Source organism: Pseudomonas serbiensis, assembly GCF_030580745.1.
Lineage (GTDB): Bacteria > Pseudomonadota > Gammaproteobacteria > Pseudomonadales > Pseudomonadaceae > Aquipseudomonas > Aquipseudomonas serbiensis.
This window is the reverse complement of the sequence record NZ_JAUQOO010000001.1, coordinates 1-26789: the sequence shown is the minus strand read 5'-3', so window position 1 is coordinate 26789 and position 26789 is coordinate 1. Positions and strand designations below refer to the sequence as shown.

24 protein-coding genes, 1 rRNA gene and 1 pseudogene are annotated in these 26789 nt (G+C 58.2%); 19 read left to right on the top strand and 7 right to left on the bottom strand.

The annotated features are described in order from the left end of the window. The first annotated feature begins 58 nt into the window (after window positions 1–58). The 18 genes from purB (at window position 59) to nuoN (ending at window position 21222) form a co-directional block, all read left to right on the top strand. Window positions 59–1429 (top strand): adenylosuccinate lyase, encoded by a 1371-nt coding sequence (purB, locus tag Q6A51_RS00125; RefSeq protein WP_201017800.1) that lies wholly within the window; start codon window positions 59–61, stop codon window positions 1427–1429. A gap of 61 nt (window positions 1430–1490) precedes the next feature. After that, entirely contained in the window at window positions 1491–2657 is a 1167-nt protein-coding gene (locus Q6A51_RS00120) for a ribosomal protein uL16 3-hydroxylase (protein WP_201003317.1), read from the top strand. After that, window positions 2650–3072 (top strand): GNAT family N-acetyltransferase, encoded by a 423-nt coding sequence (locus Q6A51_RS00115; protein WP_201017801.1) that lies wholly within the window; start codon window positions 2650–2652, stop codon window positions 3070–3072. Before Q6A51_RS00120 ends, Q6A51_RS00115 begins: the two co-directional genes overlap by 8 nt. Window positions 3073–3259: 187 nt before the next feature. Continuing rightward, complete coding sequence (locus tag Q6A51_RS00110; RefSeq protein ID WP_201003321.1) at window positions 3260–4000, top strand: secretin N-terminal domain-containing protein; 741 nt, start codon at window positions 3260–3262, stop codon at window positions 3998–4000. Between the two features lie 505 nt (window positions 4001–4505). Next, on the top strand, window positions 4506–5831 hold the full coding sequence (aceA, locus tag Q6A51_RS00105; RefSeq protein WP_201017802.1) for an isocitrate lyase: 1326 nt from the start codon (window positions 4506–4508) through the stop codon (window positions 5829–5831). Between the two features lie 453 nt (window positions 5832–6284). Continuing rightward, window positions 6285–6698, top strand: a complete 414-nt coding sequence (locus Q6A51_RS00100) for an NADH-quinone oxidoreductase subunit A (protein ID WP_032627857.1) — start codon at window positions 6285–6287, stop codon at window positions 6696–6698. A 10-nt stretch (window positions 6699–6708) separates the two neighbouring features. Further along, the gene (locus tag Q6A51_RS00095) at window positions 6709–7383 is read left to right on the top strand and encodes a NuoB/complex I 20 kDa subunit family protein (protein ID WP_025259479.1); all 675 of its coding nucleotides are present in this window, start codon (window positions 6709–6711) and stop codon (window positions 7381–7383) included. A gap of 73 nt (window positions 7384–7456) precedes the next feature. After that, on the top strand, window positions 7457–9238 hold the full coding sequence (gene nuoC / locus Q6A51_RS00090) for an NADH-quinone oxidoreductase subunit C/D (protein ID WP_201017803.1): 1782 nt from the start codon (window positions 7457–7459) through the stop codon (window positions 9236–9238). A 2-nt stretch (window positions 9239–9240) separates the two neighbouring features. Beyond that, window positions 9241–9738, top strand: a complete 498-nt coding sequence (nuoE, locus tag Q6A51_RS00085) for an NADH-quinone oxidoreductase subunit NuoE (RefSeq protein WP_201003327.1) — start codon at window positions 9241–9243, stop codon at window positions 9736–9738. Beyond that, window positions 9735–11090 carry an NADH-quinone oxidoreductase subunit NuoF gene (gene nuoF, locus Q6A51_RS00080; protein ID WP_201003329.1) on the top strand — a complete coding sequence of 452 codons (1356 nt, stop codon included), beginning with the start codon at window positions 9735–9737 and terminating at the stop codon, window positions 11088–11090. The genes nuoE and nuoF overlap by 4 nt, the downstream gene beginning before the upstream one ends. A 133-nt stretch (window positions 11091–11223) precedes the next feature. After that, the gene (gene nuoG, locus Q6A51_RS00075) at window positions 11224–13938 is read left to right on the top strand and encodes an NADH-quinone oxidoreductase subunit NuoG (RefSeq protein WP_201017804.1); all 2715 of its coding nucleotides are present in this window, start codon (window positions 11224–11226) and stop codon (window positions 13936–13938) included. Next, window positions 13935–14942: an NADH-quinone oxidoreductase subunit NuoH gene (gene nuoH, locus Q6A51_RS00070; RefSeq protein ID WP_201003333.1), complete on the top strand. Its 1008-nt coding sequence runs from the start codon at window positions 13935–13937 to the stop codon at window positions 14940–14942. Before nuoG ends, nuoH begins: the two co-directional genes overlap by 4 nt. Window positions 14943–14953: 11 nt before the next feature. After that, entirely contained in the window at window positions 14954–15502 is a 549-nt protein-coding gene (nuoI, locus tag Q6A51_RS00065; protein WP_003223795.1) for an NADH-quinone oxidoreductase subunit NuoI, read from the top strand. 10 nt (window positions 15503–15512) lie between these two features. Next, window positions 15513–16022, top strand: a complete 510-nt coding sequence (gene nuoJ, locus Q6A51_RS00060) for an NADH-quinone oxidoreductase subunit J (protein ID WP_201003335.1) — start codon at window positions 15513–15515, stop codon at window positions 16020–16022. After that, window positions 16019–16327, top strand: coding sequence for an NADH-quinone oxidoreductase subunit NuoK (nuoK, locus tag Q6A51_RS00055; RefSeq protein WP_122316072.1), 309 nt, complete (start codon window positions 16019–16021; stop codon window positions 16325–16327). Before nuoJ ends, nuoK begins: the two co-directional genes overlap by 4 nt. Further along, window positions 16324–18177 (top strand): NADH-quinone oxidoreductase subunit L, encoded by a 1854-nt coding sequence (gene nuoL / locus Q6A51_RS00050; RefSeq protein ID WP_201017805.1) that lies wholly within the window; start codon window positions 16324–16326, stop codon window positions 18175–18177. Before nuoK ends, nuoL begins: the two co-directional genes overlap by 4 nt. 41 nt (window positions 18178–18218) lie before the next feature. Further along, window positions 18219–19751, top strand: a complete 1533-nt coding sequence (gene nuoM, locus Q6A51_RS00045; RefSeq protein WP_201003339.1) for an NADH-quinone oxidoreductase subunit M — start codon at window positions 18219–18221, stop codon at window positions 19749–19751. Between the two features lie 7 nt (window positions 19752–19758). Then, window positions 19759–21222, top strand: coding sequence for an NADH-quinone oxidoreductase subunit NuoN (nuoN, locus tag Q6A51_RS00040; protein WP_201017806.1), 1464 nt, complete (start codon window positions 19759–19761; stop codon window positions 21220–21222). Window positions 21223–21365: 143 nt separating this feature from the next. Here nuoN and Q6A51_RS27365 read toward each other — a convergent pair whose 3' ends face one another. From Q6A51_RS27365 to Q6A51_RS00015, 6 genes and pseudogenes are all read right to left on the bottom strand, one after another. Continuing rightward, window positions 21366–22121 (bottom strand): methyl-accepting chemotaxis protein, encoded by a 756-nt coding sequence (locus tag Q6A51_RS27365; protein ID WP_405046111.1) that lies wholly within the window; start codon window positions 22119–22121, stop codon window positions 21366–21368. 102 nt (window positions 22122–22223) lie between these two features. Further along, a pseudogene (locus Q6A51_RS27360) lies at window positions 22224–23045 on the bottom strand (cache domain-containing protein); the annotation flags it as partial. 106 nt (window positions 23046–23151) lie between these two features. Next, window positions 23152–24474, bottom strand: a complete 1323-nt coding sequence (locus tag Q6A51_RS00030) for an ATP-binding protein (RefSeq protein ID WP_201003345.1) — start codon at window positions 24472–24474, stop codon at window positions 23152–23154. Next, on the bottom strand, window positions 24471–25139 hold the full coding sequence (locus tag Q6A51_RS00025; RefSeq protein ID WP_025259465.1) for a response regulator transcription factor: 669 nt from the start codon (window positions 25137–25139) through the stop codon (window positions 24471–24473). Before Q6A51_RS00025 ends, Q6A51_RS00030 begins: the two co-directional genes overlap by 4 nt. After that, window positions 25139–25447: a PepSY domain-containing protein gene (locus Q6A51_RS00020; RefSeq protein ID WP_095068634.1), complete on the bottom strand. Its 309-nt coding sequence runs from the start codon at window positions 25445–25447 to the stop codon at window positions 25139–25141. Before Q6A51_RS00020 ends, Q6A51_RS00025 begins: the two co-directional genes overlap by 1 nt. Further along, window positions 25447–25755, bottom strand: a complete 309-nt coding sequence (locus Q6A51_RS00015; protein WP_025259463.1) for a PepSY domain-containing protein — start codon at window positions 25753–25755, stop codon at window positions 25447–25449. The genes Q6A51_RS00020 and Q6A51_RS00015 overlap by 1 nt, the downstream gene beginning before the upstream one ends. Window positions 25756–25955: 200 nt before the next feature. Here Q6A51_RS00015 and queD point away from each other — a divergent pair, with 200 nt between their 5' ends. Further along, entirely contained in the window at window positions 25956–26312 is a 357-nt protein-coding gene (gene queD, locus Q6A51_RS00010; RefSeq protein ID WP_025259462.1) for a 6-carboxytetrahydropterin synthase QueD, read from the top strand. Between the two features lie 212 nt (window positions 26313–26524). On the opposite strand, the gene rrf is transcribed toward queD, so the two are convergent. Continuing rightward, window positions 26525–26640: ribosomal RNA gene (gene rrf / locus Q6A51_RS00005) — 5S ribosomal RNA — on the bottom strand. Window positions 26641–26789: the final 149 nt, after the last annotated feature.

The window sequence follows — 26789 nt, the reverse complement described above, 5'->3', positions numbered from 1 at the left end:
TGAAATTTCATGTATGATATGCGCCCCTTTTCGTTGCCCGACTGTTCGAGACCACCCCATGCAGCTTTCTTCGCTCACTGCGGTTTCCCCTGTTGATGGCCGCTACGCCGGCAAAACCCAGGCCCTGCGCCCTATTTTCAGCGAATACGGCCTGATCCGCTTTCGCGTGATGGTTGAAGTTCGCTGGCTCCAGCGCCTGGCAGCTCACCCGCAAATCAGCGAAGTACCGCCGTTTTCCGCGCAAGCCAACGCCATCCTCGATGCCCTGGCTGAAGACTTTTCCGTGGAACACGCCGAGCGCGTGAAAGAAATCGAACGCACCACCAACCACGACGTTAAAGCCGTGGAATACCTGCTCAAGGAACAGGCTGCCAAACTGCCTGAGCTGGACAAGGTCAGTGAATTCATCCACTTCGCCTGCACCAGCGAAGACATCAACAACCTGTCCCACGCCCTAATGCTGCGCGAAGGTCGCGACAACGTGATGCTGCCGCTGATGCGCCAGATCGCCGACTCCATCCGCGAACTGGCCCAGCGCTTCGCCGACGTGCCGATGCTGTCGCGCACCCACGGTCAGCCAGCCTCCCCGACCACTCTGGGCAAGGAACTGGCAAACGTCGTCTATCGTCTGGAGCGCCAGATCGCCCAGATCGCCGCAGTTCCCCTGCTCGGCAAGATCAACGGCGCGGTAGGCAACTACAACGCTCACCTGTCGGCCTATGCGGACATCGACTGGGAAGCCAACGCTCGCGCCTTCATCGAAGACGAACTGGGCCTGGGCTTCAACCCGTACACCACCCAGATCGAACCACACGACTACATCGCCGAGCTGTTCGACGCCATTGCCCGCTTCAACACCATCCTGATCGACTTCGATCGCGATATCTGGGGCTACATCTCCCTGGGCTACTTCAAGCAGCGCACCATTGCAGGCGAAATCGGTTCGTCGACCATGCCGCACAAGGTCAACCCGATCGACTTCGAGAACTCCGAAGGCAACCTGGGTATCGCCAACGCACTGTTCCAGCATCTGGCGAGCAAACTGCCGATTTCCCGCTGGCAGCGCGACCTGACCGACTCCACCGTACTGCGCAACCTGGGCGTGGGCTTTGCACACAGCGTTATCGCCTACGAAGCCAGCCTCAAGGGCATCGGCAAGCTGGAACTGAACGAACAGCGCATCGCTGCCGACCTGGACGCATGCTGGGAAGTTCTGGCAGAGCCTATCCAGACCGTAATGCGTCGCTACAACATCGAAAACCCGTACGAAAAACTGAAAGAACTGACACGCGGCAAGGGCATCAGCCCTGAAGCGTTGCAAACTTTCATCGACGGCCTGGACATGCCAGCCGAGGCCAAGGCCGAGCTGAAGAAGCTGACTCCAGCCAATTACATCGGTAATGCCGTGGCGCAAGCCAAGCGTATCTGACAAGTAACACTTTCTGCACACGCCCGGCTGTGCCGGGCGTTTTCATTTCAAGGGCTTACAAATGAATCCTGATATTCCTCTTCAACTTCTGGGCGGCATGAGCGCGCGTGTTTTCCTGCGTGACTACTGGCAGAAAAAGCCCCTCCTGATCCGTCAGGCGCTGCCGGACTTTCAAAGCCCGATCGATCCTGACGAGCTGGCTGGCCTGGCCCTGGAAGAAGAAGTCGAATCCCGACTGGTCATCGAAAACGGCGAACGCCCATGGGAATTGCGTCGCGGCCCGTTCACCGAAGACGATTTCAGCAAGATGCCTGAGCGCGAATGGACCCTGCTGGTCCAGGCCGTGGATCAATTCGTTCCCGAAGTCAGCGAACTGCTGGAGAATTTCCGCTTCCTGCCAAGCTGGCGTATCGATGACGTCATGATCAGCTACGCCGCACCGGGCGGTAGCGTCGGGCCACATTACGACAATTACGACGTATTCCTGCTGCAAGGTCATGGCAAACGTCACTGGCAGATCGGCCAGATGTGCGACTCCGAAAGCCCGCTGCTCCCTCACGCAGACCTGCGCATCCTTTCGGATTTCCAGATGACTGAAGAGTGGACTCTGGAGCCGGGCGACATGTTGTATCTGCCGCCACGCCTTGCACACAGCGGCGTTGCAGTGGATGACTGCCTGACCTACTCGGTAGGTTTCCGGGCACCGAGCGCTGCGGAAGTACTGACCCACTTCACCGACTTCCTCAGCCAGTTCATCCCGGATGAAGAGCGTTACACCGACGCCGACGCACAACCGGCCAGCGACCCGCATCAGATCCAGAAAGACGCCCTTGACCGTCTCAAGACACTGCTGGCCGAGCACATGAGCGACGAACGCCTGCTGCTGACCTGGTTTGGCCAGTTCATGACCGAGCCTCGCTACCCGGAGCTGGTCGTCGGCCCGGAACTCGAAGAAGAGGACCTGCTCGACAGCCTGGAACAGGGCGCAGTTCTCATTCGCAACCCAAGCGCACGCCTGGCATGGTCTGAAGTTGATGACGATCTGCTACTGTTCGCCAGTGGCCAAAGTCGTCTTTTGCCGGGCAGCCTGCGCGAACTGCTTAAATTGATTTGTGCGGCCGATTCGCTGCACAGCGAAAACCTCGGCCAATGGTTGGCCGATGAAGAGGGACGCAATCTGATTTGCGAACTCGTAAAACAAGGAAGCCTGGGATTTGCCGATGAATAAAATCACTGTATCCGTCGCGGACTGGCAGAAGAATAACGCCGATATCCGGCGTATTCGTGAAGCCGTGTTCATTGCCGAGCAATCGGTACCACCGGAACTGGAATGGGACTCGGAGGATAGCGACGCCATACATTTTCTGGCCCGTGAAGGCGATTATGCCGTCGGCACTGCCCGACTGCTGCCGGACGGCGAGATCGGCCGCCTGTCGGTCCTCAAGGACTGGCGCGGCCTGAAAGCCGGTGAAATGCTGCTGACCGCCATCCTCGAAGAAGCACAGACCCGTGGCCTGAAGCAGCAGAAGCTCAGTGCGCAGGTTCAGGCCGTTGCGTTCTATCAGCGCTTTGGTTTCACCGTGGTCGGCGACGAGTTTCTCGAAGCCGGGCTGCCGCATATCGATATGGTGCGTCAGGCCTGATCCAGACCGATATGTAGGCGATTTTCAAGGCACTACATAACGTAACGCCCCGCCATTTTCTTGCAGCATGACTATGCTGGAACAGGAAATGCCGGGGCGTTTTGCCATCTGCCAATTCAACTTGCCCCCACCCCTGGCCGACAAAGTGGCACACTCGGTTTTTACGCGCCCCTCGCGGAGATTGGACATGTTGTTACGTACCCTGCTCACTTCATTACTTGTCGCGTTCAGCACCTGTACGCTGGCCGCTACCGAAATCGTACCGCTCAATTACCGCACCAGCGCGGATCTGCTGCCAGTCGCCAAATCCTTTCTGGGAGCGGACGGCTCGGTCAGCGCCTACGGCAACCAACTGATCGTCAATGCCGAATCACGCAAGATCGAAGAACTTCGCGCCCTGATCTCGCAACTGGACACCGCCCCCAAACGCCTGCTCATCAGCGTCGACACCAGTGACAGTGCCGCACGAACCACCAACGGCGGCAATGCAACTCGCATCATCAGCTACGGCACCTCCAGCCGCGATGGCGGCGTACAGCAGGTGCAAGCCACCGAAGGCACGCCTGCACTGATTCAGACAGGCCAGAGCGTACCTCTGACCACCACTCGCACGGACGCTTATGGCTATCCCCAGAGCAATACCGAATATCGCAACGTCACTCAGGGCTTCTATGTCACGGCCAGCGTTACCGGCGATATCGTCCACCTGAACATCAGCACCAATCGAGATCGCCTGAGCCAGGAGCGACCGGACGCCATCAAGGTCCAGAGCACCGACAGCCAGGTCAGCGGACGCCTGGGCGAATGGATCACTCTGGCGGGTTCCAGCGATCAATCGGTGGCTGATCAGCGTGGCATAGCGCAACGCTACTCCACCCAGGGTCGCGACGACATGGTTCTGCGGGTCAAGGTCGAAAGCCTTGAATAATCGGCAATGGCGTGAAACCCGGCACACACGGGCCTTTTAGTGACCAGACAGTCGCATTAGACCAAAGATGTAGTGCCAATAAAAAAGCACTACAAAACGTTTGACGAGTAAAAAAGAGCGAGGCATGATTGCCTCGCTCCCGCTAATCAGAGGCCTTCAAAAAGCCTCAGGATCGAAGCTCTAAGCCTGAGCCGATTCCCGTCGATATTGCCCACAAGGCTGTTTGACGAGGTTACGACTGGAACGAAGTTGTCCCTGGGGACGGAAGCGTTAGCGGTTGATCGGCAAAGCTGTTCGAGCAAAGCAAGAAGGCATCCACGAGCCGGATTGCTCACTCGCGCCGCCACACCTGCGCCTTCCTCTCCCGAGCACTTCGCTCCCCCGTCGCACCGCGCTTATTGCTGACCTCTGACAAGCGAGCAGCCATCTACCGTGCCTTCGATAAACGAGGCGTTTTGGCGGAGCAGGATCTTCCAACCAAAACCTGACAATGAGGTTTATCTCCATGGCACTGACACGCGAACAACAAATAGCGGCTCTCGAGAAAGACTGGGCTGAAAATCCGCGCTGGAAAAACGTGACCCGTACCTATTCTGCTGCTGATGTCGTCCGCCTGCGTGGCTCGGTTCAACCTGAACACACCTTCGCAAAAATGGGCGCCGACAAGCTCTGGAATCTGGTCACGCAAGGTGCCAAGCCGTCTTTCCGCCCAGACAAGGACTTCGTCAACTGCATGGGCGCCCTCACTGGCGGCCAGGCGGTGCAACAGGTCAAGGCAGGCATACAGGCGATCTATCTCTCGGGCTGGCAGGTTGCTGCCGACAACAACTCCGCCGAGTCCATGTACCCCGATCAGTCGCTGTACCCGGTGGACTCGGTTCCGACCGTGGTCAAGCGGATCAACAACTCGTTCCGCCGCGCCGACCAGATCCAGTGGAAAGCGGGCAAGAATCCGGGCGATGAAGGCTATATCGACTATTTTGCGCCCATCGTGGCCGATGCCGAAGCTGGCTTCGGTGGCGTGCTCAACGCCTATGAGCTGATGAAAAGCATGATCGAAGCCGGTGCCGCCGGCGTGCATTTCGAGGACCAACTGGCGTCCGTCAAGAAATGCGGTCATATGGGCGGCAAAGTTCTGGTCCCGACCCAGGAAGCCGTGCAGAAACTGGTTGCCGCTCGCCTGGCTGCTGACGTTGCAGGCGTACCGACCATTATCCTGGCCCGCACCGACGCCAATGCCGCCGACCTGCTGACCTCCGATTGCGACCCTTATGACAAGCCTTTCGTCACCGGAGCCCGTACCCCTGAAGGGTTCTACAAAGTGCGCGCAGGCCTGGACCAGGCCATCTCCCGCGGCCTGGCTTACGCCCCTTATGCGGACCTGATCTGGTGTGAGACTGCCAAGCCGGATCTGGACGAAGCCCGCCGTTTCGCCGAAGCCATCAAGAAGGAGTACCCGGACCAGTTGCTCTCCTACAACTGCTCGCCCTCCTTCAACTGGAAGAAGAACCTGGACGACGCGACCATCGCCAAGTTCCAGCGCGAGCTTTCGGCCATGGGCTACAAACACCAGTTCATCACCCTGGCCGGCATTCACAACATGTGGCACAGCATGTTCAACCTGGCGCACGACTACGCCCGCAACGACATGACTGCCTACGTGAAGCTGCAAGAGCAGGAGTTCGCAGATGCTGCCAAGGGCTATACCTTCGTGGCTCACCAGCAGGAAGTGGGCACCGGGTATTTCGACGACATGACCACCGTGATTCAGGGCGGCACTTCATCGGTCACCGCACTGAAAGGCTCCACCGAGGAAGAGCAGTTCCACTGATCCTTCGTGCAAGGAAACGGACAGGCAGGCCGCCCGATCGGGCGGCCTGTTTTTTCATGTTTCAACGCCGCGCATTGACCCCGGACAACCTTTGATGCGGTTCGCAGTGATACAACTGTAATGTCTTAATAAACAGAACAGGAGCACTGAATCCCCTGGCGAACTATAAAACGCTCATTCAAATGATATTAATTATCATTCAAATTTCCTTTTATTGCTTTTCCCTATTAAGAAAAGCAATTAGTGAAAACCTTGGTAAGGCCCGGCCCACAAGCCTTGCAGCCATTACTAGATGCCAGATTCGATTAATTCATTAAATAATTTTGATGTAGAAAATTTACTTGCCAAGTATTTGCACATAAAATCACCCCGATGCTCCCGCTGCGACATATCGTCACGGACTCACTCTTTATCAAGCACAGAGACCTTTGCTCTCTATTAAGGACTGCCAGCATGCCCGAATCGACAGGTTTGATTGCCCACAACTGGGGCTTCGCCATTTTCCTTTTGGGTGTTGTCGGTCTTTGCGCCTTCATGCTCGGTGTCTCAAGCCTGCTGGGAAGCAAGGCCTGGGGCCGCAGCAAGAACGAACCTTTCGAGTCCGGCATGCTGCCCACCGGCAGTGCGCGCCTGCGACTCTCCGCAAAATTCTATCTGGTCGCGATGCTCTTCGTGATCTTTGACATTGAAGCCCTTTTTCTCTTTGCCTGGTCTGTGTCCGTCCGCGAAAGCGGCTGGACCGGATTCGTCGAAGCACTCGTTTTCATAGCAATTCTGTTGGCAGGTCTTGTCTACCTATGGCGGGTTGGAGCGCTGGATTGGGCTCCTGAAGGTCGCCGTAACCGGCAAGCGAAGCTAAAACAATGAGGCTTTGGCGATGCAATACAATCTCACCAGGATCGACCCGGATGCTCCTAATGAGCAGTATCCAATCGGCAAACGGGAAACCGTTTCCGATCCGTTAGAAGATCAAGTCCACAAAAACATCTACATGGGCAAACTCGAAGACGTGCTGAATGGCGCGGTCAACTGGGGGCGTAAAAACTCTCTGTGGCCGTACAACTTCGGCTTGTCGTGCTGCTATGTGGAAATGACCACCGCCTTCACGGCGCCCCACGACATCGCACGCTTTGGCGCCGAAGTCATCCGGGCATCGCCGCGTCAGGCGGATTTCATGGTTATTGCCGGGACTTGCTTCATCAAGATGGCACCAATCATCCAGCGTCTCTACGAGCAAATGCTTGAGCCCAAGTGGGTCATCTCCATGGGTTCGTGCGCCAACTCCGGTGGCATGTACGACATCTACTCTGTGGTTCAGGGCGTGGACAAGTTCCTTCCTGTCGATGTGTACGTGCCCGGCTGCCCGCCCCGCCCAGAGGCATTTCTGCAAGGCTTGATGCTGTTGCAGGAATCCATTGGCCAGGAGCGTCGCCCTCTTTCCTGGGTCGTCGGCGATCAAGGCGTGTACCGCGCCGAAATGCCGTCGCAAAAGGAACAGCGCCGCGAACAGCGTATCCAGGTCACCAACCTGCGCAGCCCCGACGAAGTCTGATCCAACCCGCTCTTCTTATAAAAAAGACAAGAACCGGGTTGATTCTGTACGTTGACCGAAGTGATTGAGACCTATGACTGCAGACACCGCTCTGTACATCCCGCCTTACAAGGCTGACGACCAAGACGTCGTCGTAGAATTGAACAACCGCTTTGGCGCCGAAGCCTTCACGGCTCAGCCGACCCGTACCGGCATGCCGGTACTGTGGGTCGCCCGTGCCCATCTGGTCGAGGTACTGAAGTTCCTGCGACAGGTGTCCAGACCCTACTCCATGCTCTACGACCTGCATGGTGTCGATGAGCGCCTGCGCACTCACCGTCGCGGCCTGCCTGATGCCGACTTCACTGTGTTCTACCACCTGCTTTCGGTAGAACGTAACAGCGACGTGATGATCAAGGTTGCCCTGTCCGAAAGCGACCTGAGCCTGCCAAGCGTCACCGGTATCTGGCCTAACGCCAACTGGTACGAGCGCGAAGTGTGGGACATGTTCGGGATCGACTTCCCCGGCCACCCGCACCTGAGCCGCATCATGATGCCGCCGACCTGGGAAGGTCACCCGCTGCGCAAGGACTTCCCGGCCCGCGCCACCGAGTTCGACCCGTACAGCCTGAACCTGGCCAAGCAGCAACTGGAAGAGGAAGCCGCACGCTTCCGTCCGGAAGACTGGGGCATGAAGCGTTCCGGCGAGAACGAGGACTACATGTTCCTCAACCTCGGCCCGAACCACCCTTCTGCGCACGGTGCATTCCGCATCATCCTGCAACTGGACGGCGAAGAGATCGTCGACTGCGTTCCGGATATCGGCTACCACCACCGTGGTGCCGAGAAGATGGCCGAGCGTCAGTCCTGGCACAGCTTCATTCCGTACACCGACCGTATCGATTACCTGGGCGGTGTGATGAACAACCTGCCTTACGTGCTTTCGGTCGAGAAGCTGGCCGGCATCAAGGTGCCAGAGAAAGTCGACACCATCCGCATCATGATGGCCGAGTTCTTCCGGATCACCAGCCACCTGCTGTTCCTGGGTACCTACATCCAGGACGTGGGCGCCATGACCCCGGTATTCTTCACCTTTACCGACCGCCAGAAAGCCTACAAGGTCATCGAAGCCATCACCGGCTTCCGTCTGCACCCGGCCTGGTACCGCATTGGTGGTGTTGCTCACGACCTGCCACGCGGCTGGGAAAAACTGGTCAAGGAATTCGTCGACTGGCTGCCAAAACGCCTGGACGAATACACCAAGGCAGCACTGCAGAACAGTATTCTCAAAGGCCGTACCATCGGCGTCGCAGCCTACAACACCAAAGAGGCCCTGGAGTGGGGTGTCACCGGTGCAGGCCTGCGTTCCACCGGCTGTGATTTCGACCTGCGCAAGGCCCGTCCTTACTCCGGCTACGAGAACTTCGAGTTCGAAGTCCCGCTTGCGGCCAATGGCGATGCCTACGACCGCTGCATGGTCCGCGTCGAAGAGATGCGTCAAAGCATCAAGATCATCGACCAGTGCATGCGCAACATGCCGGAAGGCCCGTACAAGGCGGATCACCCGCTGACCACGCCGCCGCCCAAAGAGCGCACCTTGCAGCACATCGAAACCTTGATCACGCACTTCCTGCAGGTTTCGTGGGGCCCGGTCATGCCGGCCAACGAATCCTTCCAGATGATCGAAGCGACCAAGGGCATCAACAGTTATTACCTGACGAGCGACGGCGGCACCATGAGCTACCGTACCCGGATTCGCACCCCAAGTTACCCGCACCTGCAGCAGATCCCTTCGGTGATCAAAGGCAGCATGGTCGCGGACTTGATCGCGTACCTAGGTAGCATCGATTTCGTTATGGCCGACGTGGACCGCTAAGCATGAACAGCACGCTTATCCAGACAGACCGTTTCGCCCTGAGCGAAACCGAACGCTCGGCCATCGAGCACGAGCTGCATCACTACGAAGACTCCCGCGCGGCGTCCATCGAAGCCCTCAAGATCGTCCAGAAGGAACGTGGCTGGGTGCCGGATGGCGCCATCTACGCGATCGGCGAGATCCTTGGCATTCCCGCCAGCGACGTCGAAGGTGTGGCAACGTTCTACAGCCAGATCTTCCGTCAGCCGGTCGGCCGTCACATCATCCGCGTCTGCGACAGCATGGTCTGCTACATCGGCGGCCATGAATCGGTAGTCGACGAAATCCAGAGCAAGCTGGGCATCGGCCTTGGCCAGACCACTCCTGACGGCCGCTTCACGCTGCTGCCGGTCTGCTGCCTGGGCAACTGCGACAAAGCCCCGGCGCTGATGATCGACGACGACACTTTCGGTGACGTACAGCCCGCTGGCGTTGCCAAACTGCTGGAGGGCTACGTATGACCCTGACTTCCTTCGGCCCTGCCAACCGCATCGCGCGCAGTGCAGAAACCCATCCGCTGACCTGGCGTCTGCGTGACGACGCCGAGCCGGTCTGGCTCGACGAGTACCAGGCCAAGAACGGTTACGCGGCGGCACGCAAGGCATTCGCCGACCTGTCTCAGGACGATATCGTCCAGACCGTCAAGGATGCCGGCCTCAAAGGTCGCGGCGGTGCAGGCTTCCCCACGGGTGTGAAGTGGGGCCTGATGCCCAAAGACGAATCCATGAACATCCGCTACCTGCTGTGCAACGCGGATGAAATGGAGCCCAACACCTGGAAAGACCGCATGCTGATGGAGCAACAGCCCCATCTGCTGATCGAAGGCATGCTGATCAGTGCCCGCGCACTGAAAACCTACCGTGGCTACATCTTCCTACGCGGCGAGTACACCACCGCCGCCAAGCACTTGAATCGTGCCGTGGAAGAAGCCAAGGCAGCCGGTCTGCTGGGCAAGAACATCCTGGGCAGCGGCTTCGATTTCGAGCTGTTCGTCCACACCGGCGCCGGGCGTTACATCTGCGGTGAAGAAACCGCACTGATCAACTCCCTGGAAGGCCGTCGCGCCAACCCGCGCTCCAAGCCGCCCTTCCCCGCCGCTGTCGGCGTATGGGGCAAGCCGACTTGCGTCAACAACGTCGAAACCCTGTGCAACGTGCCGGCCATCATCGGCAACGGCATCGACTGGTACAAATCCCTCGCCCGCGAAGGCAGTGAAGACCACGGCACCAAGCTGATGGGCTTCTCCGGCAAAGTGAAGAACCCTGGCCTGTGGGAGCTGCCATTCGGCGTGACCGCCCGCGAGCTCTTCGAGGACTATGCCGGCGGCATGCGCGATGGCTACAAGCTCAAGTGCTGGCAGCCAGGCGGCGCCGGTACCGGTTTCCTGCTGCCTGAACACCTGGATGCGCAAATGTACGCTGGCGGCATCGCCAAGGTCGGCACCCGTATGGGCACCGGTCTGGCCATGGCGGTAGACGACAGCATCAACATGGTGTCGCTGCTGCGCAACATGGAAGAGTTCTTCGCCCGCGAATCCTGCGGCTTCTGCACCCCTTGCCGTGATGGCCTGCCATGGAGCGTCAAGCTCCTGCGTGCGCTTGAGAACGGTCAGGGGCAAGCCGGTGATATCGAGACGCTGCTCGGTCTGGTCGGTTTCCTCGGCCCAGGCAAGACCTTCTGTGCTCACGCACCGGGAGCCGTTGAGCCACTGGGCAGTGCGATCAAGTATTTCCGCCCGGAGTTCGAGGCAGGCATCGCGCCCACCAGCGCCGCTGTCCCGCCCCTGGCGAAACCGATCATCGTCGGCGCATAACGCTTTGCAAGGTGAAGGGCCTTGCCCTTCACCCATCGTGCGATGACGCCTCAGAGGCTGTTTCGAGTCGCACGAATAACAAGATTCCATTAGCCACGCCCGCTGACACCGGGCCAACGAAGAACTTTGAACCATGGCCACTATCCACGTAGACGGCAAAGCGCTCGAAGTCGACGGGGCAGACAACCTGTTACAGGCATGTCTGTCGCTGGGCCTCGACATTCCTTATTTCTGCTGGCATCCCGCCCTTGGCAGCGTTGGTGCGTGCCGCCAATGTGCGGTCAAGCAGTACAACGACGAGAACGACACCCGTGGTCGCATCGTCATGTCCTGCATGACTCCTGCCACCGACAACACCTGGATTTCCATCGACGATGACGAATCCAAGGCCTTCCGGGCCAGCGTTGTCGAATGGCTGATGACCAACCACCCGCATGACTGCCCGGTCTGCGAGGAAGGCGGTCACTGCCACCTGCAAGACATGACCGTGATGACCGGCCACAACGAGCGCCGTTATCGCTTTACCAAACGTACCCACCAGAACCAGGAGCTCGGCCCGTTCATCTCTCACGAGATGAACCGCTGCATCGCCTGCTACCGTTGCGTACGCTTCTATAAAGACTACGCAGGCGGCACCGACCTGGGCGTTTTCGGCGCTCACGACAACGTGTACTTCGGCCGTGTCGAAGATGGCGTGCTGGAAAGCGAGTTCTCCGGCAACCTCACCGAGGTCTGCCCGACCGGTGTGTTCACCGACAAGACTCACTCCGAGCGCTACAACCGTAAATGGGACATGCAGTTCTCGCCGAGCATCTGCCATGGCTGCTCAAGCGGTTGCAACATCAGCCCCGGTGAGCGTTACGGCGAACTGCGCCGCATCGAAAACCGTTTCAACGGTTCGGTGAACCAGTACTTCCTGTGTGACCGTGGCCGTTTCGGCTATGGCTACGTCAACCGCGAAGACCGTCCACGTCAGCCACTGCTGGCCGACGGCAGCAAGTTGAGCCTCGATGCAGCGCTGGACACGGCTGCCGACCTGCTGCGCGGTCGTAACATCGTCGGTATCGGCTCGCCACGCGCCAGCCTGGAAAGCAACTACGCACTGCGCGAACTGGTCGGTGCCGAGCACTTCTACTCGGGTATCGAAGCCAGCGAGCTGGAGCGTATCCGTCTGGTGGCACAGGTGCTCAAGGACAGTCCTCTACCGATCCCGACCCTGCGCGACATCGAAGATCACGACGCCGTCTTCGTCCTCGGTGAAGATCTGACCCAGACCGCAGCTCGCGTGGCCCTGGCCCTGCGTCAATCGGTCAAGGGCAAGGCCGAAGACATGGCCGACGCCATGCGCGTACAGCCATGGCTCAATGCCGCAGTGAAAAACATCGGCCAGCACGCGCTGAACCCGCTGTTCATTGCAAGCCTTGCTGAAACAAAACTCGACGACGTCGCTGAAGAGTGTGTACACGCCGCTCCAGACGATCTGGCCCGTATCGGCTTTGCCGTAGCCCACGCTCTGGACGCCAGCGCCCCTGCCGTCGAAGGCCTGGACGCTGAAGCTCTTGAACTGGCCAAGCGCATCGCCGACTCTCTGCTGGCCGCCAAGCGTCCGCTGATCATCGCCGGTACTTCGCTGGGCTCCAAAGCCCTGATCGAAGCCGCAGCGAACATCGCCAAAGCCTTGAAGCTGCGCGAAAAAGAAGGCTCCATCAGCCTGATCGTGCCGGAAGCCAACAGCCTCGGCCTGGCCCTGCTGGGCGGCGAGTCGGTGGATGCCGCCTTGCAGGCCGTCATCGACGGCAAGGCTGACGCCATCGTCGTGCTGGAAAACGATCTGTACACCCGCACCGATGCCGCCAAGGTCGATGCAGCCCTGAGCGCCGCAAAAGTGGTGATCGTGGCCGACCACCAGAAGACCGCGACGGGCGACCGTGCGCATCTGGTCCTGCCGGCAGCCAGCTTCGCTGAAGGCGACGGTACGCTGGTCAGCCTGGAAGGCCGCGCCCAGCGCTTCTTCCAGGTGTTCGATCCAACCTACATGGACGCCAGCATTCTGGTTCACGAAGGCTGGCGCTGGCTGCATGCCCTGCGCGCTACCCTGCTGAACAAGCCGGTGGACTGGACCCAGCTGGACCACGTCACCGCTGCCTGCGCACAAAGCAGTACGCAACTGGCTGGCATCATCAATGCTGCGCCTTCTGCTGCCTTCCGCATCAAAGGCATGAAGCTGGCTCGCGAACCGCTGCGTTACAGTGGCCGTACGGCCATGCGTGCCAACATCAGCGTGCATGAGCCTCGTACTCCGCAAGACCAGGACACCGCGTTCGCCTTCTCCATGGAAGGTTACTCGGGCTCTGCCGAACCTCGTCAGCAAGTGCCATTCGCCTGGTCTCCGGGCTGGAACTCGCCTCAGGCCTGGAACAAGTTCCAGGACGAAGTCGGCGGTCACTTGCGCGCCGGTGATCCGGGTGTTCGTCTGATCGAAAGCCAGGGCGACAACCTGAATTGGTTCGCCAGCGTTCCACGGGCCTTCTCCCCTGCTCAGGGAACCTGGCAAGTGGTGCCGTTCTATCACCTGTTCGGCAGCGAAGAGAACTCTTCGAAAGCCGCTCCGGTCCAGGAACGCATCCCGGCTGCCTACGTTGCGCTGGCCAAGTCCGAAGCCGATCGCCTGGGTGTCAATGAAGGTGCCCTGCTGTCCTTGAACGTTGCCGGCCAGACCCTGCGTCTGCCGCTGCGCATCAATGAAGAACTGGGCGCAGGCCTGGTGGCATTGCCGGTCGGGCTGGCAGGCATTCCTGCGGCAGTCTTCGGCAAATCGGTTGACGGCCTTCAGGAGGCAGCACAATGAGCTGGTTCACTCCTGATGTGATCGACACCATCTTCGCGGTCGTGAAAGCCATTGTCGTGTTGCTGGCCGTCGTGGTCTGCGGCGCGCTGCTGAGCTTTGTCGAACGTCGCCTGCTGGGCTGGTGGCAGGACCGTTACGGTCCTAACCGCGTTGGCCCGTTCGGCATGTTCCAGATCGCTGCCGACATGCTGAAAATGTTCTTCAAGGAAGACTGGACACCGCCGTTTGCCGACAAGGTGATTTTCACCCTGGCACCGATCGTGGCCATGAGCGCCTTGCTGATTGCCTTCGCAATCATCCCGATCACCCCGACCTGGGGCGTGGCGGATCTGAACATCGGCTTGCTGTTCTTCTTTGCCATGGCCGGTCTTTCGGTCTATGCCGTGCTGTTCGCCGGCTGGTCGAGCAACAACAAGTACGCCCTGCTCGGCAGTCTGCGTGCCTCGGCGCAAACCGTTTCCTATGAAGTGTTCATGGGTCTGGCGCTGATGGGCATCGTGGTTCAGGTCGGTTCGTTCAACATGCGCGACATCGTTGAATATCAGGCACAGAACCTGTGGTTCATCATTCCGCAGTTCTTCGGCTTCTGTACGTTCTTCATCGCAGGCGTTGCAGTGACTCACCGTCACCCCTTCGACCAACCGGAAGCGGAACAGGAACTGGCCGACGGCTACCACATTGAATATGCCGGCATGAAATGGGGCATGTTCTTCGTCGGTGAATACATCGGGATCATCCTGATCTCGGCGTTGCTGGTGACCCTGTTCTTCGGCGGCTGGCACGGCCCGTTCGGCATTCTGCCGCAACTGTCCTTCGTCTGGTTCGCCCTGAAGACCGCGTTCTTCATCATGCTGTTCATCCTGCTGCGCGCCTCTATCCCGCGCCCACGCTATGACCAGGTAATGGACTTCAGCTGGAAATTCTGTCTGCCGCTGACCCTGATCAATTTGCTGGTGACTGCTGCGATTGTGTTGTTGAACACACCGGCAGGCTCGGTTCAGTGAGGATTTGACCCATGTTCAAATATATTGGCGACATCGTTAAGGGTACTGGTACCCAATTGCGCAGCCTGGTGATGGTCTTCGGTCACGGCTTCCGCAAACGCGACACCCTGCAATATCCGGAAGAGCCGGTTTACCTGCCTCCGCGCTATCGTGGCCGTATCGTTCTGACTCGCGACCCGGACGGCGAAGAGCGCTGCGTGGCCTGCAACCTGTGCGCCGTGGCATGCCCGGTCGGTTGCATTTCATTGCAGAAGGCTGAAACCGAAGACGGCCGCTGGTACCCGGACTTTTTCCGCATCAACTTCTCACGTTGCATTTTCTGCGGCTTGTGCGAAGAAGCCTGCCCGACCACCGCAATCCAGCTGACACCGGATTTCGAGATGGCCGAGTTCAAACGTCAGGATCTGGTTTACGAGAAGGAAGATCTGCTGATCTCCGGCCCCGGCAAGAACCCTGACTATAACTTCTATCGCGTCGCCGGTATGGCTATCGCTGGCAAGCCCAAGGGCTCTGCACAGAACGAAGCCGAGCCGATCAACGTCAAGAGCTTGCTGCCTTAAGGAAGTAAAGATGGAATTCGCTTTCTATTTCGCATCCGGCATCGCCGTCGTGTCCACCCTGCGGGTGATCACGAATACGAACCCGGTGCACGCCCTGCTCTACCTGATCATTTCGCTGATTGCAGTGGCAATGACTTTCTTCAGCCTGGGCGCACCGTTCGCCGGGGTTCTGGAAGTCATCGCCTATGCGGGCGCGATCATGGTCCTGTTCGTGTTTGTGGTAATGATGCTGAACCTGGGCCCGGCCTCGGTTCAGCAGGAACGTGCCTGGCTCAAACCCGGCATCTGGGCAGGTCCGGTCATTCTTGGCGCACTGCTGCTGGCTGAACTGCTCTATGTATTGTTCGCCAACCCGAGCGGTGCTGGCATCGGTCACACCACAGTCGACGCCAAGGCGGTCGGTATCAGCCTGTTCGGACCTTATCTGCTGGTGGTGGAACTGGCCTCGATGCTGCTGCTTGCCGCAGCCGTCACGGCATTCCATCTGGGCCGCACAGACGCGAAGGAGCCAAGCCAATGAATGCTATCCCTCTGGAACATGGTCTGGCGGTCGCCGGCGTCCTGTTCTGTCTTGGCCTGGTCGGCCTGATAGTTCGTCGCAACATTCTGTTCGTGTTGATGAGCCTGGAGATCATGATGAACGCATCTGCTCTGGCGTTCATCGTTGCCGGCAGCCGCTGGGGCCAACCGGATGGACAGGTCATGTTCATTCTGGTGATCAGCCTTGCTGCTGCCGAGGCCAGCATTGGCCTGGCGATCCTGATGCAACTGTATCGCCGCTTCCACACCCTCGATATCGACGCTGCCAGTGAGATGCGCGGATGAACCTACTCTTTCTCACTTTCGTATTTCCCCTGATCGGTTTTCTGCTGCTGTCGTTCTCCCGTGGACGCATCTCGGAAAACCTCGCAGCCCTGATCGGCGTCGGTTCCGTAGGCCTGTCGGCCCTGGTCACCGCCTGGGTCATCTGGCAATTCAACGTCGCACCACCAGAGGGTGGCCATTACACCCAGGTGCTGTGGCAATGGATGGACGTTGATGGCTTCAGCCCGAACTTCGCGCTGTATCTGGACGGTCTGTCGGTCACCATGCTCGGCGTGGTGGTCGGCGTAGGCTTCCTGATTCACCTGTTCGCGTCCTGGTACATGCGCGGTGAAGAGGGCTACTCGCGCTTCTTCTCCTACACCAACCTGTTCATTGCCAGCATGTTGTTCCTGATCCTGGGCGACAACCTGCTGTTCATCTACTTCGGTTGGGAAGGCGTGGGCCTGTGCAGCTACCTGTTGATCGGTTTCTACTACAGCAACCGCAACAACGGTAACGCAGCACTCAAAGCCTTCATCGTGACCCGCATCGGCGACGTGTTCATGGCCATCGGCCTGTTCATCCTGTTCCAGCAACTGGGCACATTGAATGTCCAGGAACTGCTGGTCCTTGCGCCTCAGCACTTCAAGGTCGGTGACTTCTGGATCGTGCTGGCAACGCTGATGCTGCTGGGCGGTGCGGTCGGTAAATCCGCGCAACTGCCGCTGCAAACCTGGCTGGCGGATGCGATGGCCGGTCCTACTCCGGTTTCGGCACTGATCCACGCGGCAACCATGGTAACCGCAGGTGTCTACCTGATTGCCCGTACCCACGGCCTGTTTACTCTGGCTCCAGACATCCTGCATCTGGTCGGCATTGTCGGCGGCGTGACACTGGTTCTGGCAGGTTTCGCAGCTCTGGTACAAACCGACATCAAACGTATCCTCGCCTACTCGACCATGAGCCAGATCGGCTACATGTTCCTGGCGCTGGGTGTTGGTGCCTGGGAAGGCGCGATCTTCCACCTGATGACCCACGCCTTCTTCAAGGCGCTGCTGTTCCTTGCTTCGGGTGCGGTGATCGTTGCCTGCCACCACGAGCAGAACATCTTCAAGATGGGTGGCCTGTGGAAGAAACTGCCTCTGGCCTATGCAAGCTTCATCGTCGGTGGTGCCGCTCTGGCAGCCCTGCCGTTGCTGACTGCCGGGTTCTACTCCAAGGACGAAATTCTCTGGGAAGCCTTCGCCAGCGGTAACAACGGTCTGCTGTATGCAGGTCTGGCCGGCGCATTCATGACCTCCATCTACACCTTCCGCCTGATCTTCATCGCGTTCCACGGTGAAGCCAAGACCGAAGCCCATGCCGGTCATGGCATCGCTCACTGGCTGCCGCTGTCGGTGCTGATCGTGCTGTCGACCTTCATCGGCGCCATGATCACGCCTCCGCTGGCCGGTGTGCTGCCACAAAGCGTCGGCCATGCTGGCGGCGAAGCCAAGCACAGTCTGGAAATCGCTTCGGGTGCCATTGCCCTGGCCGGTATCCTGCTGGCGGCCTTGCTGTTCCTGGGCAAGCGTCGGCTGGTGACAGCTATCGCCAACAGCGGCCCTGGCCGTCTCCTGTCAGCCTGGTGGTTCGCTGCATGGGGCTTCGACTGGATCTACGACAAGCTGTTCGTCAAACCTTATCTGGCGATCAGCCATGTGCTGCGTAGCGATCCGTTCGACCGCACCATTGGTTTGATCCCGCGTCTGGTCAAGGGGGGTCATGCAACCATGAGCCGCACCGAGACCGGCCAGTTGCGTTGGTATGCTGCCTCGATAGCCGTAGGTGCCGTTCTGGTACTTGGTGCCGTCGTTCTGGTTGCGGTCTGACATGAAAACCTTGCGAATTTGCGAAAGGAATTGAGCCCGTCATGATTCTGCCTTGGCTAATCCTGATCCCCTTTATCGGCGGCCTGCTGTGCTGGTTGTGTGAGCGCGTAAGCGCCACACTGCCACGCTGGATCGCGCTGCTGACCATGTCTCTGTTGCTCGGTATCGGCCTGTGGCTGTGGAGCGTCGGCGACTACACCCTCTCCCCTGCCCCGGGCGCCGCTCCCACCTGGACCCTGGAATTCCAGGCCCAGTGGATCCAGCGCTTCGGCATCAGCCTGCACCTGGCTCTGGACGGCCTGTCGCTGCTGATGATCCTGCTGACCGGCCTGCTCGGCGTGTTGTCGGTCCTGTGTTCGTGGAAGGAAATCCAGCGCAAGGTCGGTTTCTTCCACCTGAACCTGATGTGGATTCTGGGTGGTGTGGTCGGCGTGTTCCTGGCCATCGACCTGTTCCTGTTCTTCTTCTTCTGGGAAATGATGCTGGTGCCGATGTACTTCCTCATCGCGCTCTGGGGTCATAGCTCGTCGGACGGCAAGAAGACACGTATCTACGCTGCGACCAAGTTCTTCATCTTCACTCAGGCCAGCGGCCTGATCATGCTGGTGGCGATCCTGGGTCTGGTACTGGTCAACTTCAACCAGACCGGCGTGGTCACCTTCGCTTACGCTGAACTGCTGAAGACGAAGCTGGCACCGGGCATCGAGTACATCCTGATGCTGGGCTTCTTCATCGCTTTCGCGGTGAAACTGCCGGTCGTGCCGCTGCACTCCTGGTTGCCGGATGCTCACGCTCAGGCACCGACTGCGGGCTCCGTCGACCTGGCCGGTATTCTGTTGAAAACCGCTGCCTACGGCCTGCTGCGTTTCGCCCTGCCGCTGTTCCCCAATGCGTCGGCAGAGTTCGCACCGATTGCAATGACCCTCGGCCTGATCGGCATTTTCTATGGTGCTTTCCTGGCCTTCGCACAGACCGATATCAAGCGTCTGATCGCGTTCTCCAGCGTCTCGCACATGGGGTTCGTCCTGATCGGTATTTACTCGGGCAGCCAGCAAGCCTTGCAAGGCGTGGTCATTCAGATGATTGCCCACGGTCTGTCGGCAGCAGCGCTGTTTATCCTGAGCGGTCAGTTGTACGAGCGCCTGCACACCCGTGACATGCGTCAAATGGGTGGCCTGTGGTCACGTATCCCGTACCTGCCAGCCATCAGCCTGTTCTTCGCTGCTGCGTCGCTGGGTCTGCCGGGTACCGGCAACTTCGTTGGCGAGTTCCTGATCCTGCTGGGCTCTTTTGTCCACGCGCCTTGGGTTACGGCCATTGCAACTTCAGGTCTGGTGTTCGGTTCTGTCTACTCGCTGATCATGATCCACCGCGCCTACTTTGGCCCTGCCAAGTCCGACGAGCTTCTCAAGGGCATGGATGCACGGGAATTGATCATGGTGCTGGGCCTTGCCGTATTGCTGATCGTGCTGGGGGTTTACCCGCAGCCGTTCCTCGATACTTCGGCAGCGACCATGCACGGCGTGCAGCAATGGCTAGGCACTGCCTTCACTCAACTCGCTTCGGCCCGGTAAGAGCGCTATGGACCTGACGATTCAACACTTTATTGCGCTTGCCCCACTGCTGATTACCAGCATCACTGTCGTGGTGGTGATGCTGGCCATCGCATGGCGCCGCAATCACTCGCAAACATTCCTGCTGTCGGTAGCAGGGCTCAACCTGGCATTGCTGTCGATCTACCCGGCATTGAAGGTCGCTCCACTGGCCGTTACGCCATTGCTGCAGATCGACAGCTTCGCCTGCCTGTACATGGCAATCATCCTCGCCTCGACCCTGGCGTGCGTGACGATGGCGCATGCTTATCTGGGCGACGACAAAAAAGGCTATCCGGGCAATCGTGAAGAGCTTTACCTGCTGATCCTGCTGGCTGCGGCTGGCGGTCTGGTACTCGTGAGTGCCAAGCATCTGGCTGGCCTGTTCATCGGCCTGGAACTGCTGTCGGTACCTGTCTACGGTCTGGTCGCCTACGCCTTCTTCAACAAGCGCTCGCTGGAAGGCGGCATCAAGTACATGGTGCTTTCGGCAGCCGGCTCGGCGTTCCTGCTGTTCGGTATGGCGCTGTTGTACGCAGAAGCAGGCAGCCTGAGCTTCGATGGTATCGGCAAGGCGATTGCCGCTACAGGCATGCCCAGCCCGCTTGCCAGCCTGGGTCTTGGCATGATGGTTGTGGGTCTGGCATTCAAACTGTCGCTGGTCCCGTTCCACCTGTGGACACCGGACGTATACGAAGGCGCCCCTGCACCGGTTGCTGCTTTCCTGGCAACCGCCAGCAAGGTCGCGGTTTTCGCTGTGCTGGTGCGTCTGTTCCAGATTTCCCCGGCAGCCAGCAGCGGCGTATTGCATGACGTCCTGGCCGTAATCGCCGTGGCTTCGATCCTGGTCGGTAACCTGCTGGCGCTGACCCAGAACAACCTCAAGCGTCTGCTGGGTTATTCGTCCATCGCCCACTTCGGTTACCTGATGATCGCGCTGGTTGCCAGTAAAGGCATGGCCGTTGAGGCAATCGGTGTCTATCTGGCGACCTATGTACTGACCTCGCTGGGCAGCTTCGGTGTAATCACCATGATGTCCTCGCCGTACAGCGGCCGCGATGCCGATGCGATGTTCGAGTACCGCGGCCTGTTCTGGCGCCGTCCGTACCTGACTGCGGTCATGACCCTGATGATGCTGTCTCTGGCGGGCATCCCGCTGACGGCTGGCTTCATCGGCAAGTTCTACATCATCGCCACCGGCGTTGAATCGCACCTGTGGTGGCTGATCGGCGCACTGGTCATTGGTAGCGCAATCGGCGTGTTCTACTACCTGCGAGTGATGGTCACGATGTATCTGGTCGATAACAAGCTGCCTCGTCACGATGCGGCCTTCAACTGGGCACAGCGTACAGGCGGCATCATGCTGCTGGCCGTTGCCATCCTGACCTTCGCATTGGGTGTGTACCCACAACCATTGCTGGATCTGGTGTTGAATGCAGCCCTGGCGGGCTGATCGGTACTAAACAAAAAACCCTGCTTCGGCAGGGTTTTTTTTGGCTTGCAGGGGGCGAATTCATTCGCGAAGAGTCAGTGCATCCAATACATGTTCATCGTTTGGAATACCGTTTCGCGAATGAATTCGCTCCTGGGTCTTGGTCAGACGCGGAACTGGGCGACCAGGCCGCCAAGGCGTTTGCCAAGGTCAAACAGGCTGCGAGAGGTCTGAGCGCCCTGTCGGGTTTCATCGGCAACGGTTTCGACTGCTACGGCGATCTGGTGGACGCTGCGGTTGATCTCCTCAGCTACCGCCGTCTGCTCTTCAGCGGCACTGGCGATCTGGGCGTTCATCGAGTTGATGGTCGCAATCAGTTCACCAATCGTCACCAACGACTGTCCTGCATCATTGGCCTGAGTCGAGGTACCGTCACCGGCCTCGCTGGAACGGCGCATGGCTCCTACCGCTTCCTCAGTGCCCTTTTGCAGACGGTCGATCATGCCCTGAATTTCCTGGGTGCTTTGCTGAGTCCTGCTGGCCAGTGCCCGGACTTCATCGGCCACGACCGCAAAACCTCGCCCGGCCTCCCCTGCCCTCGCGGCTTCGATTGCCGCGTTGAGCGCCAGAAGGTTGGTCTGTTCTGCAATGGAACGAATGACGCCCAGCACGCTGACAATCGAGGAAACATCCTGCTGCAAGCTATCCAGCGATGAACCACTTTTGCGGATGTCATCTACCAGAGCGTGGATCTGCTTGATACTGCCATCAACCACTCGCTTGGCAGCCTTTCCTTGCTCATCGGTCTGCTGGGCAGCCACAGAAGCACCCTGAGCGCTTTTTGCGACTTCCTGGGCAGCGGCAGACATTTCGTTGATGGCGGTCGCAACCTGATCGGTTTCATGACGCTGACGATCCATTGCCTGTTCCGAGCGTTGTGCCTGATCGGACACCTCGCTGACCAATCCGGTCAACTGCGTAGTCATCTCGGTGATCTGGCGAACGATGCCATGGATCTTGTCGACAAAGCGGTTGAACGATCCCGCCAGTTCGCCGAGTTCATCCTGGCTGGTAATGGCCAGCCGGCGCGTCAGATCACCTTCACCGGCGACGATATCGTCCAGGTTGTTTTTCATCAAACGCAGAGGACGCAACAGGGTTCCGGTCAGGACAATGCCGATCACGCTAATGATCACCAGTACCAGCACGGTAATGCCGACAATGCTGTACAGCATGTCTTGCAGGCGTGCTTCAACGTTCTGCTTGACCACGGCGACCTGGGCTTCGATACCGTCGAGGTTGACTGCGCTACCCACGACCAGATCCCACTTGGGCAGGTATTCGGTGTAACCGACCTTGGGGACCGGTTCAGTCTTGCCTGGCAATGCCGAGGCGTAATAGGTGTAGTGAGTACCAGCCTTGGCGACGGCCACCAGCTCTCTATTCAGGTAGACGCCATTGGGATCGCGCGCGTCCTTGAAGCTTTTGCCCAGGCCATCGGCACTGGTGCTGCGAAAGATACGTATGATTTCGGAGTCATAACCAAACAGGTAGCCATCCTTGCCATAGCTGACAGATGCGAGCAGCTTGATGGCATTGGCCTTGGGAGCGTCATCACCTGGCGCAGCATTGTCGTAAATGGGCTTGATGCCGCTAAGGGCGATATCCACATAGTTTTTCAGGGTGGCACGAGCCTCTGTCAGCAAGCGTTCCCGTGTTTCGCTGACCTCTCTATCGGCTTGTTGGTGGAGGATAAACACCGTTGTCGCGCTGATCACCACAGCGAACAACAACACTGGTAAGACGGCCAATGACAGAACCTTGGCTTTCAGACTCAGACGCATAGGATTCGCCTATTCAGTTGTTTTTATAGGGGAGTGTTTCAACCTTTATCGGCAAAGGTAGTGGGGAATTAAGATATTCCCCACTTTTTTGTAGGAAGGGACTGACTCAGGGCAAGGTGCGTTCAGGTAGGTCGATCTGCACACGAAGCCCGCCCATGGGGCTGGTGAGCAGTTGCAGGTCGCCGCCCCATGCTTCGACAATATCGCGCACGATCCCCAAGCCGAGCCCATGGCCGGTGATCTGTTCGTCGAGACGGGTGCCACGGCTGAAAACATCGGCACGCTGAGACTCAGGAATCCCCGGTCCATCGTCGTCGACCAGAAGCGAAAAGCCCTGCGCTTTCGGTGTAATGTTCAGGCGAACTTCACTGTCTGCCCACTTGCAGGCGTTATCGAGCAAGTTACCCAGCAGCTCGAGAATATCCTCACGATCCCACGGCAGATGCAGGCCGCTCTGGACATCATTGATCAGATCCAGATGCTCACCATGGATCATGCGCAGTGTAGAAAACAGGCTGGATAATTCTGCATCGCAATCGAAGCGCGCCCCAGGCAACGCATCACCCGACAGGCGAGCACGATTGAGCTCACGCTCCAGACGCAGGCGAATATTCTCCAGTTGCTCATGCAGTGTTTTACGCAAAGCCGGGTTGGCATCCAGTTGTTCGCTCGATGCCAGGCTGAGCAGAACAGCCAGGGGCGTTTTTAGGGCATGCCCAAGGTTACCCAGCGCATTGCGTGAACGCTTGAGGCTGTCTTCGGTATGAGCAAGCAAATGGTTGATCTGAGCCACCAGCGGCTCAAGCTCAAGGGGTACTTGATTGTCCAGCTGCGAGCGCTGGCCTTGCTGCAATTGGGATATCTGTTCGCGAACGGTTTCCAGAGGTCGCAAGGCTCTGCGTACGGTAACGCGCTGCAGCACAAGAACCAGGATGAGTGCAGCAAGGCCAAACCCCAAGCCTATTTGCTGCATGCGCTGAAAGCTGGCCCTGACTGGCGTGTAGTCCTGCGCAACCGTCACAGTGATCTGCTGCCCGAACTTTCGGTAGTCCGCACTCCATACCAGAAGGGATTGTCCGGTGTGCCCCAGCTCCAGGTCAGCATGCAGCCCTGCCCCCTCGGGTTTGGGCAACTCAAAATCCCATAGTGAGCGAGAGCGCCAATAGCCTTGGGGGAAGTCCAGACGGAAGTAATGACCGGAGAGCGGACGCTGGTAGGCCGCAGACAAGCGCTGCTCATCCAGCTGAATCCCGACCGGGCCACGAACCAAGGCAACCAGCAGGCTTTCGCTTTCCTTGCGCAGCCCGGCTTCCAGATAGCGCTGTAGGCCCAGCTCGAACAAGTACAGGCTGGTCTGAGCCATCACCAGACCCACAACGACCAGAACGGCGATAAGACCGAGGCTCAGGCGCCTCTGTATGGACTTCAAGCGTTATTACCACCGAACAGATAACCCTGACCACGACGAGTCGTGACCACTGAACGCCCGAGCTTGCGCCTCAGGTGATTGACATGAACTTCTATCACATTGGAGTCGCGTTCGTTTTCGCCATCGTACAAATGCTCGGAAAGATGGCTTTTGGAAAGGATCTGCTCAGGGTGATGCATGAAGTAACGAAGCAGACGGAATTCGGCAGACGTCAGTTGAATATCCACACCGTCGCGAACAACACACTGTCTGCTTTCATCCAGATTGAGCCCTGCTGATTCGAGGGTCGGCTGGTTGGCCAGCCCATGCGAGCGGCGCAGCAAAGCCTGGATGCGCAACTGCAATTCTTCGGGATGAAAGGGTTTGGTCAGGTAATCGTCGGCACCTGCCTTCAAACCTTCTATGCGCTCTGACCATGAGCCCCGCGCCGTAAGAATGAGCACAGGCGCAGCCAGGCCTTTGGCGCGCCATTGTTGAAGCACCTCAAGACCGGGAAGACCTGGCAGCCCCAGATCCAGAACGATCAGGTCATAGGGCTCGCTCACGCCTTGATAGACCGCATCACGGCCATCAGCCAGCCAATCAACGGCATAACCTTGTCGCCCAAGGGCAGAGATCAGTTCATCCGCCAAAGGCACATGATCCTCAACCAGTAGTAGCCGCATCAATCATCTTCCTCGTCTTGCAGGAGTCGCCCGTCACGTGCGTTGAACTTGAGCTCGCGGACAACGCCTTGCGTGGTCAGCAACTCGAATTCATAGACGTACAGGTCATTTTTTTCTTCCAGCTCAGCCTCAAGCAGCTTGGCACCAGGATGATGACTCAAAGCTTGCTCGATGAATTGCTCAAGAGGCAGGATCACCCCACGCTGTCGCAAACTGAGTGCCTCGTCCTGATTCAGGTCCTTGGCCTGAGCCGCAGTGCAGAGCAGCCCCAAGCCAAGGAGTGTGCAGAGACGCTTTTCGACCTTCATTACTTATCCTGATAGTTCTTGTATATCTGCCCGGTGACAGCGTCTATTTTCAGGTCCCACTGAATGCCTGCGGTATCACGTAATTCGATTTGATAAACGTATTTACCGTATTCGTTTTCGAGCTCCGTCTCGGTGATCGTTGCACCAGGGTGCTTGGACAATGCGTATTCATTGAGCTTTTCAAAAGACTGGATGGTTCCTGCATCCCTGAGGCGCAGGGCTTCATCTGGCCCGATATCACGTGCCAGGGCAAACCCGGCAGAAGCAGTGAGCATTACGGCAGTCAGCAAAGTGGTCAGTCTTTTCATTATGGGCTCCGTCGAGTGGTGCTTTCTACGGATACCAAGATAAGGGTATCAACTTAACTCAAGCTGAATCCCTCTGGCTACATGCCATCACTACTTGTCCGAGCACCTTACCCGAGCATGGTGTTTGAAAGCATTGCTGTTAAACTCGTCCCCTGCATTTATCGCTTACGCGATCGCCATCTATCCAGGGCTTATACACAGTGGAAATTTTCAAAGAGTTTACTTTCGAGTCTGCACACCGGCTCCCCCATGTGCCTGAAGGCCATAAATGTGGACGCCTGCACGGGCATTCGTTCCGGGTAGGGATTCATCTGTCCGGCAAGGTCGATCCTCATATTGGCTGGATACGCGACTTCTCCGAGATCAAGGCTATCTTCAAGCCACTGTATGAGCGCCTGGATCATAACTACCTCAATGACATCCCGGGCCTGGAAAACCCGACCAGCGAAAATCTGGCGAAATGGATCTGGGATGAACTGAAGCCCCTGCTGCCTGAACTCTCGGCGGTTCGTATTCACGAAACCTGTACCAGCGGATGTGAATATCGCGGCGAGTGATGCCAGCTCATATATAAAACCACCTTTACGGTGGTTTTTTATTGCCCTGAATCAAGAGACGGACAGCGCTCCACCAATGAGCAGGAGCGAATTCATTCGCGAGGCAGGTGGCCTCTTCCCGGATAAATCCGGTCCTACGGATGTGTGGTTTTTTCATCACCTGAAAGACAAAACCCCCACCTGCTTTCGCAGATGGGGGTTCTGAATTTGAATCTTGACGATGACCTACTCTCACATGGGGAAACCCCACACTACCATCGGCGATGCATCGTTTCACTACTGAGTTCGGGATGGGATCAGGTGGTTCCAATGCTCTATGGTCGTCAAGAAATTCGGTAGCCGGTGCGTACTGAGTACGTGCCAGCGAATGGGTGTGTAATAGATCTTTCGGTAATTTGTGTGTGTGGCGCAAACTTTCGGTTCGTCATCTTCACTACACCACAACCTGCTCTTCGCAGATTGCTTGGGTGTTATATG

Excerpts from the sequence above, each read along its gene's own strand:
- purB (WP_201017800.1), top strand. The coding sequence starts at position 59 with ATGCAGCTTTCTTCGCTCACTGCGGTTTCCCCTGTTGATGGCCGCTAC.
- Q6A51_RS00120 (WP_201003317.1), top strand. The coding sequence starts at position 1,491 with ATGAATCCTGATATTCCTCTTCAACTTCTGGGCGGCATGAGCGCGCGT.
- Q6A51_RS00115 (WP_201017801.1), top strand. The coding sequence starts at position 2,650 with ATGAATAAAATCACTGTATCCGTCGCGGACTGGCAGAAGAATAACGCC.
- Q6A51_RS00110 (WP_201003321.1), top strand. The coding sequence starts at position 3,260 with ATGTTGTTACGTACCCTGCTCACTTCATTACTTGTCGCGTTCAGCACC.
- aceA (WP_201017802.1), top strand. The coding sequence starts at position 4,506 with ATGGCACTGACACGCGAACAACAAATAGCGGCTCTCGAGAAAGACTGG.
- Q6A51_RS00100 (WP_032627857.1), top strand. The coding sequence starts at position 6,285 with ATGCCCGAATCGACAGGTTTGATTGCCCACAACTGGGGCTTCGCCATT.
- Q6A51_RS00095 (WP_025259479.1), top strand. The coding sequence starts at position 6,709 with ATGCAATACAATCTCACCAGGATCGACCCGGATGCTCCTAATGAGCAG.
- nuoC (WP_201017803.1), top strand. The coding sequence starts at position 7,457 with ATGACTGCAGACACCGCTCTGTACATCCCGCCTTACAAGGCTGACGAC.
- nuoE (WP_201003327.1), top strand. The coding sequence starts at position 9,241 with ATGAACAGCACGCTTATCCAGACAGACCGTTTCGCCCTGAGCGAAACC.
- nuoF (WP_201003329.1), top strand. The coding sequence starts at position 9,735 with ATGACCCTGACTTCCTTCGGCCCTGCCAACCGCATCGCGCGCAGTGCA.
- nuoG (WP_201017804.1), top strand. The coding sequence starts at position 11,224 with ATGGCCACTATCCACGTAGACGGCAAAGCGCTCGAAGTCGACGGGGCA.
- nuoH (WP_201003333.1), top strand. The coding sequence starts at position 13,935 with ATGAGCTGGTTCACTCCTGATGTGATCGACACCATCTTCGCGGTCGTG.
- nuoI (WP_003223795.1), top strand. The coding sequence starts at position 14,954 with ATGTTCAAATATATTGGCGACATCGTTAAGGGTACTGGTACCCAATTG.
- nuoJ (WP_201003335.1), top strand. The coding sequence starts at position 15,513 with ATGGAATTCGCTTTCTATTTCGCATCCGGCATCGCCGTCGTGTCCACC.
- nuoK (WP_122316072.1), top strand. The coding sequence starts at position 16,019 with ATGAATGCTATCCCTCTGGAACATGGTCTGGCGGTCGCCGGCGTCCTG.
- nuoL (WP_201017805.1), top strand. The coding sequence starts at position 16,324 with ATGAACCTACTCTTTCTCACTTTCGTATTTCCCCTGATCGGTTTTCTG.
- nuoM (WP_201003339.1), top strand. The coding sequence starts at position 18,219 with ATGATTCTGCCTTGGCTAATCCTGATCCCCTTTATCGGCGGCCTGCTG.
- nuoN (WP_201017806.1), top strand. The coding sequence starts at position 19,759 with ATGGACCTGACGATTCAACACTTTATTGCGCTTGCCCCACTGCTGATT.
- Q6A51_RS27365 (WP_405046111.1), bottom strand. The coding sequence starts at position 22,121 with ATGGATCGTCAGCGTCATGAAACCGATCAGGTTGCGACCGCCATCAAC.
- Q6A51_RS00025 (WP_025259465.1), bottom strand. The coding sequence starts at position 25,139 with ATGCGGCTACTACTGGTTGAGGATCATGTGCCTTTGGCGGATGAACTG.
- Q6A51_RS00020 (WP_095068634.1), bottom strand. The coding sequence starts at position 25,447 with ATGAAGGTCGAAAAGCGTCTCTGCACACTCCTTGGCTTGGGGCTGCTC.
- Q6A51_RS00015 (WP_025259463.1), bottom strand. The coding sequence starts at position 25,755 with ATGAAAAGACTGACCACTTTGCTGACTGCCGTAATGCTCACTGCTTCT.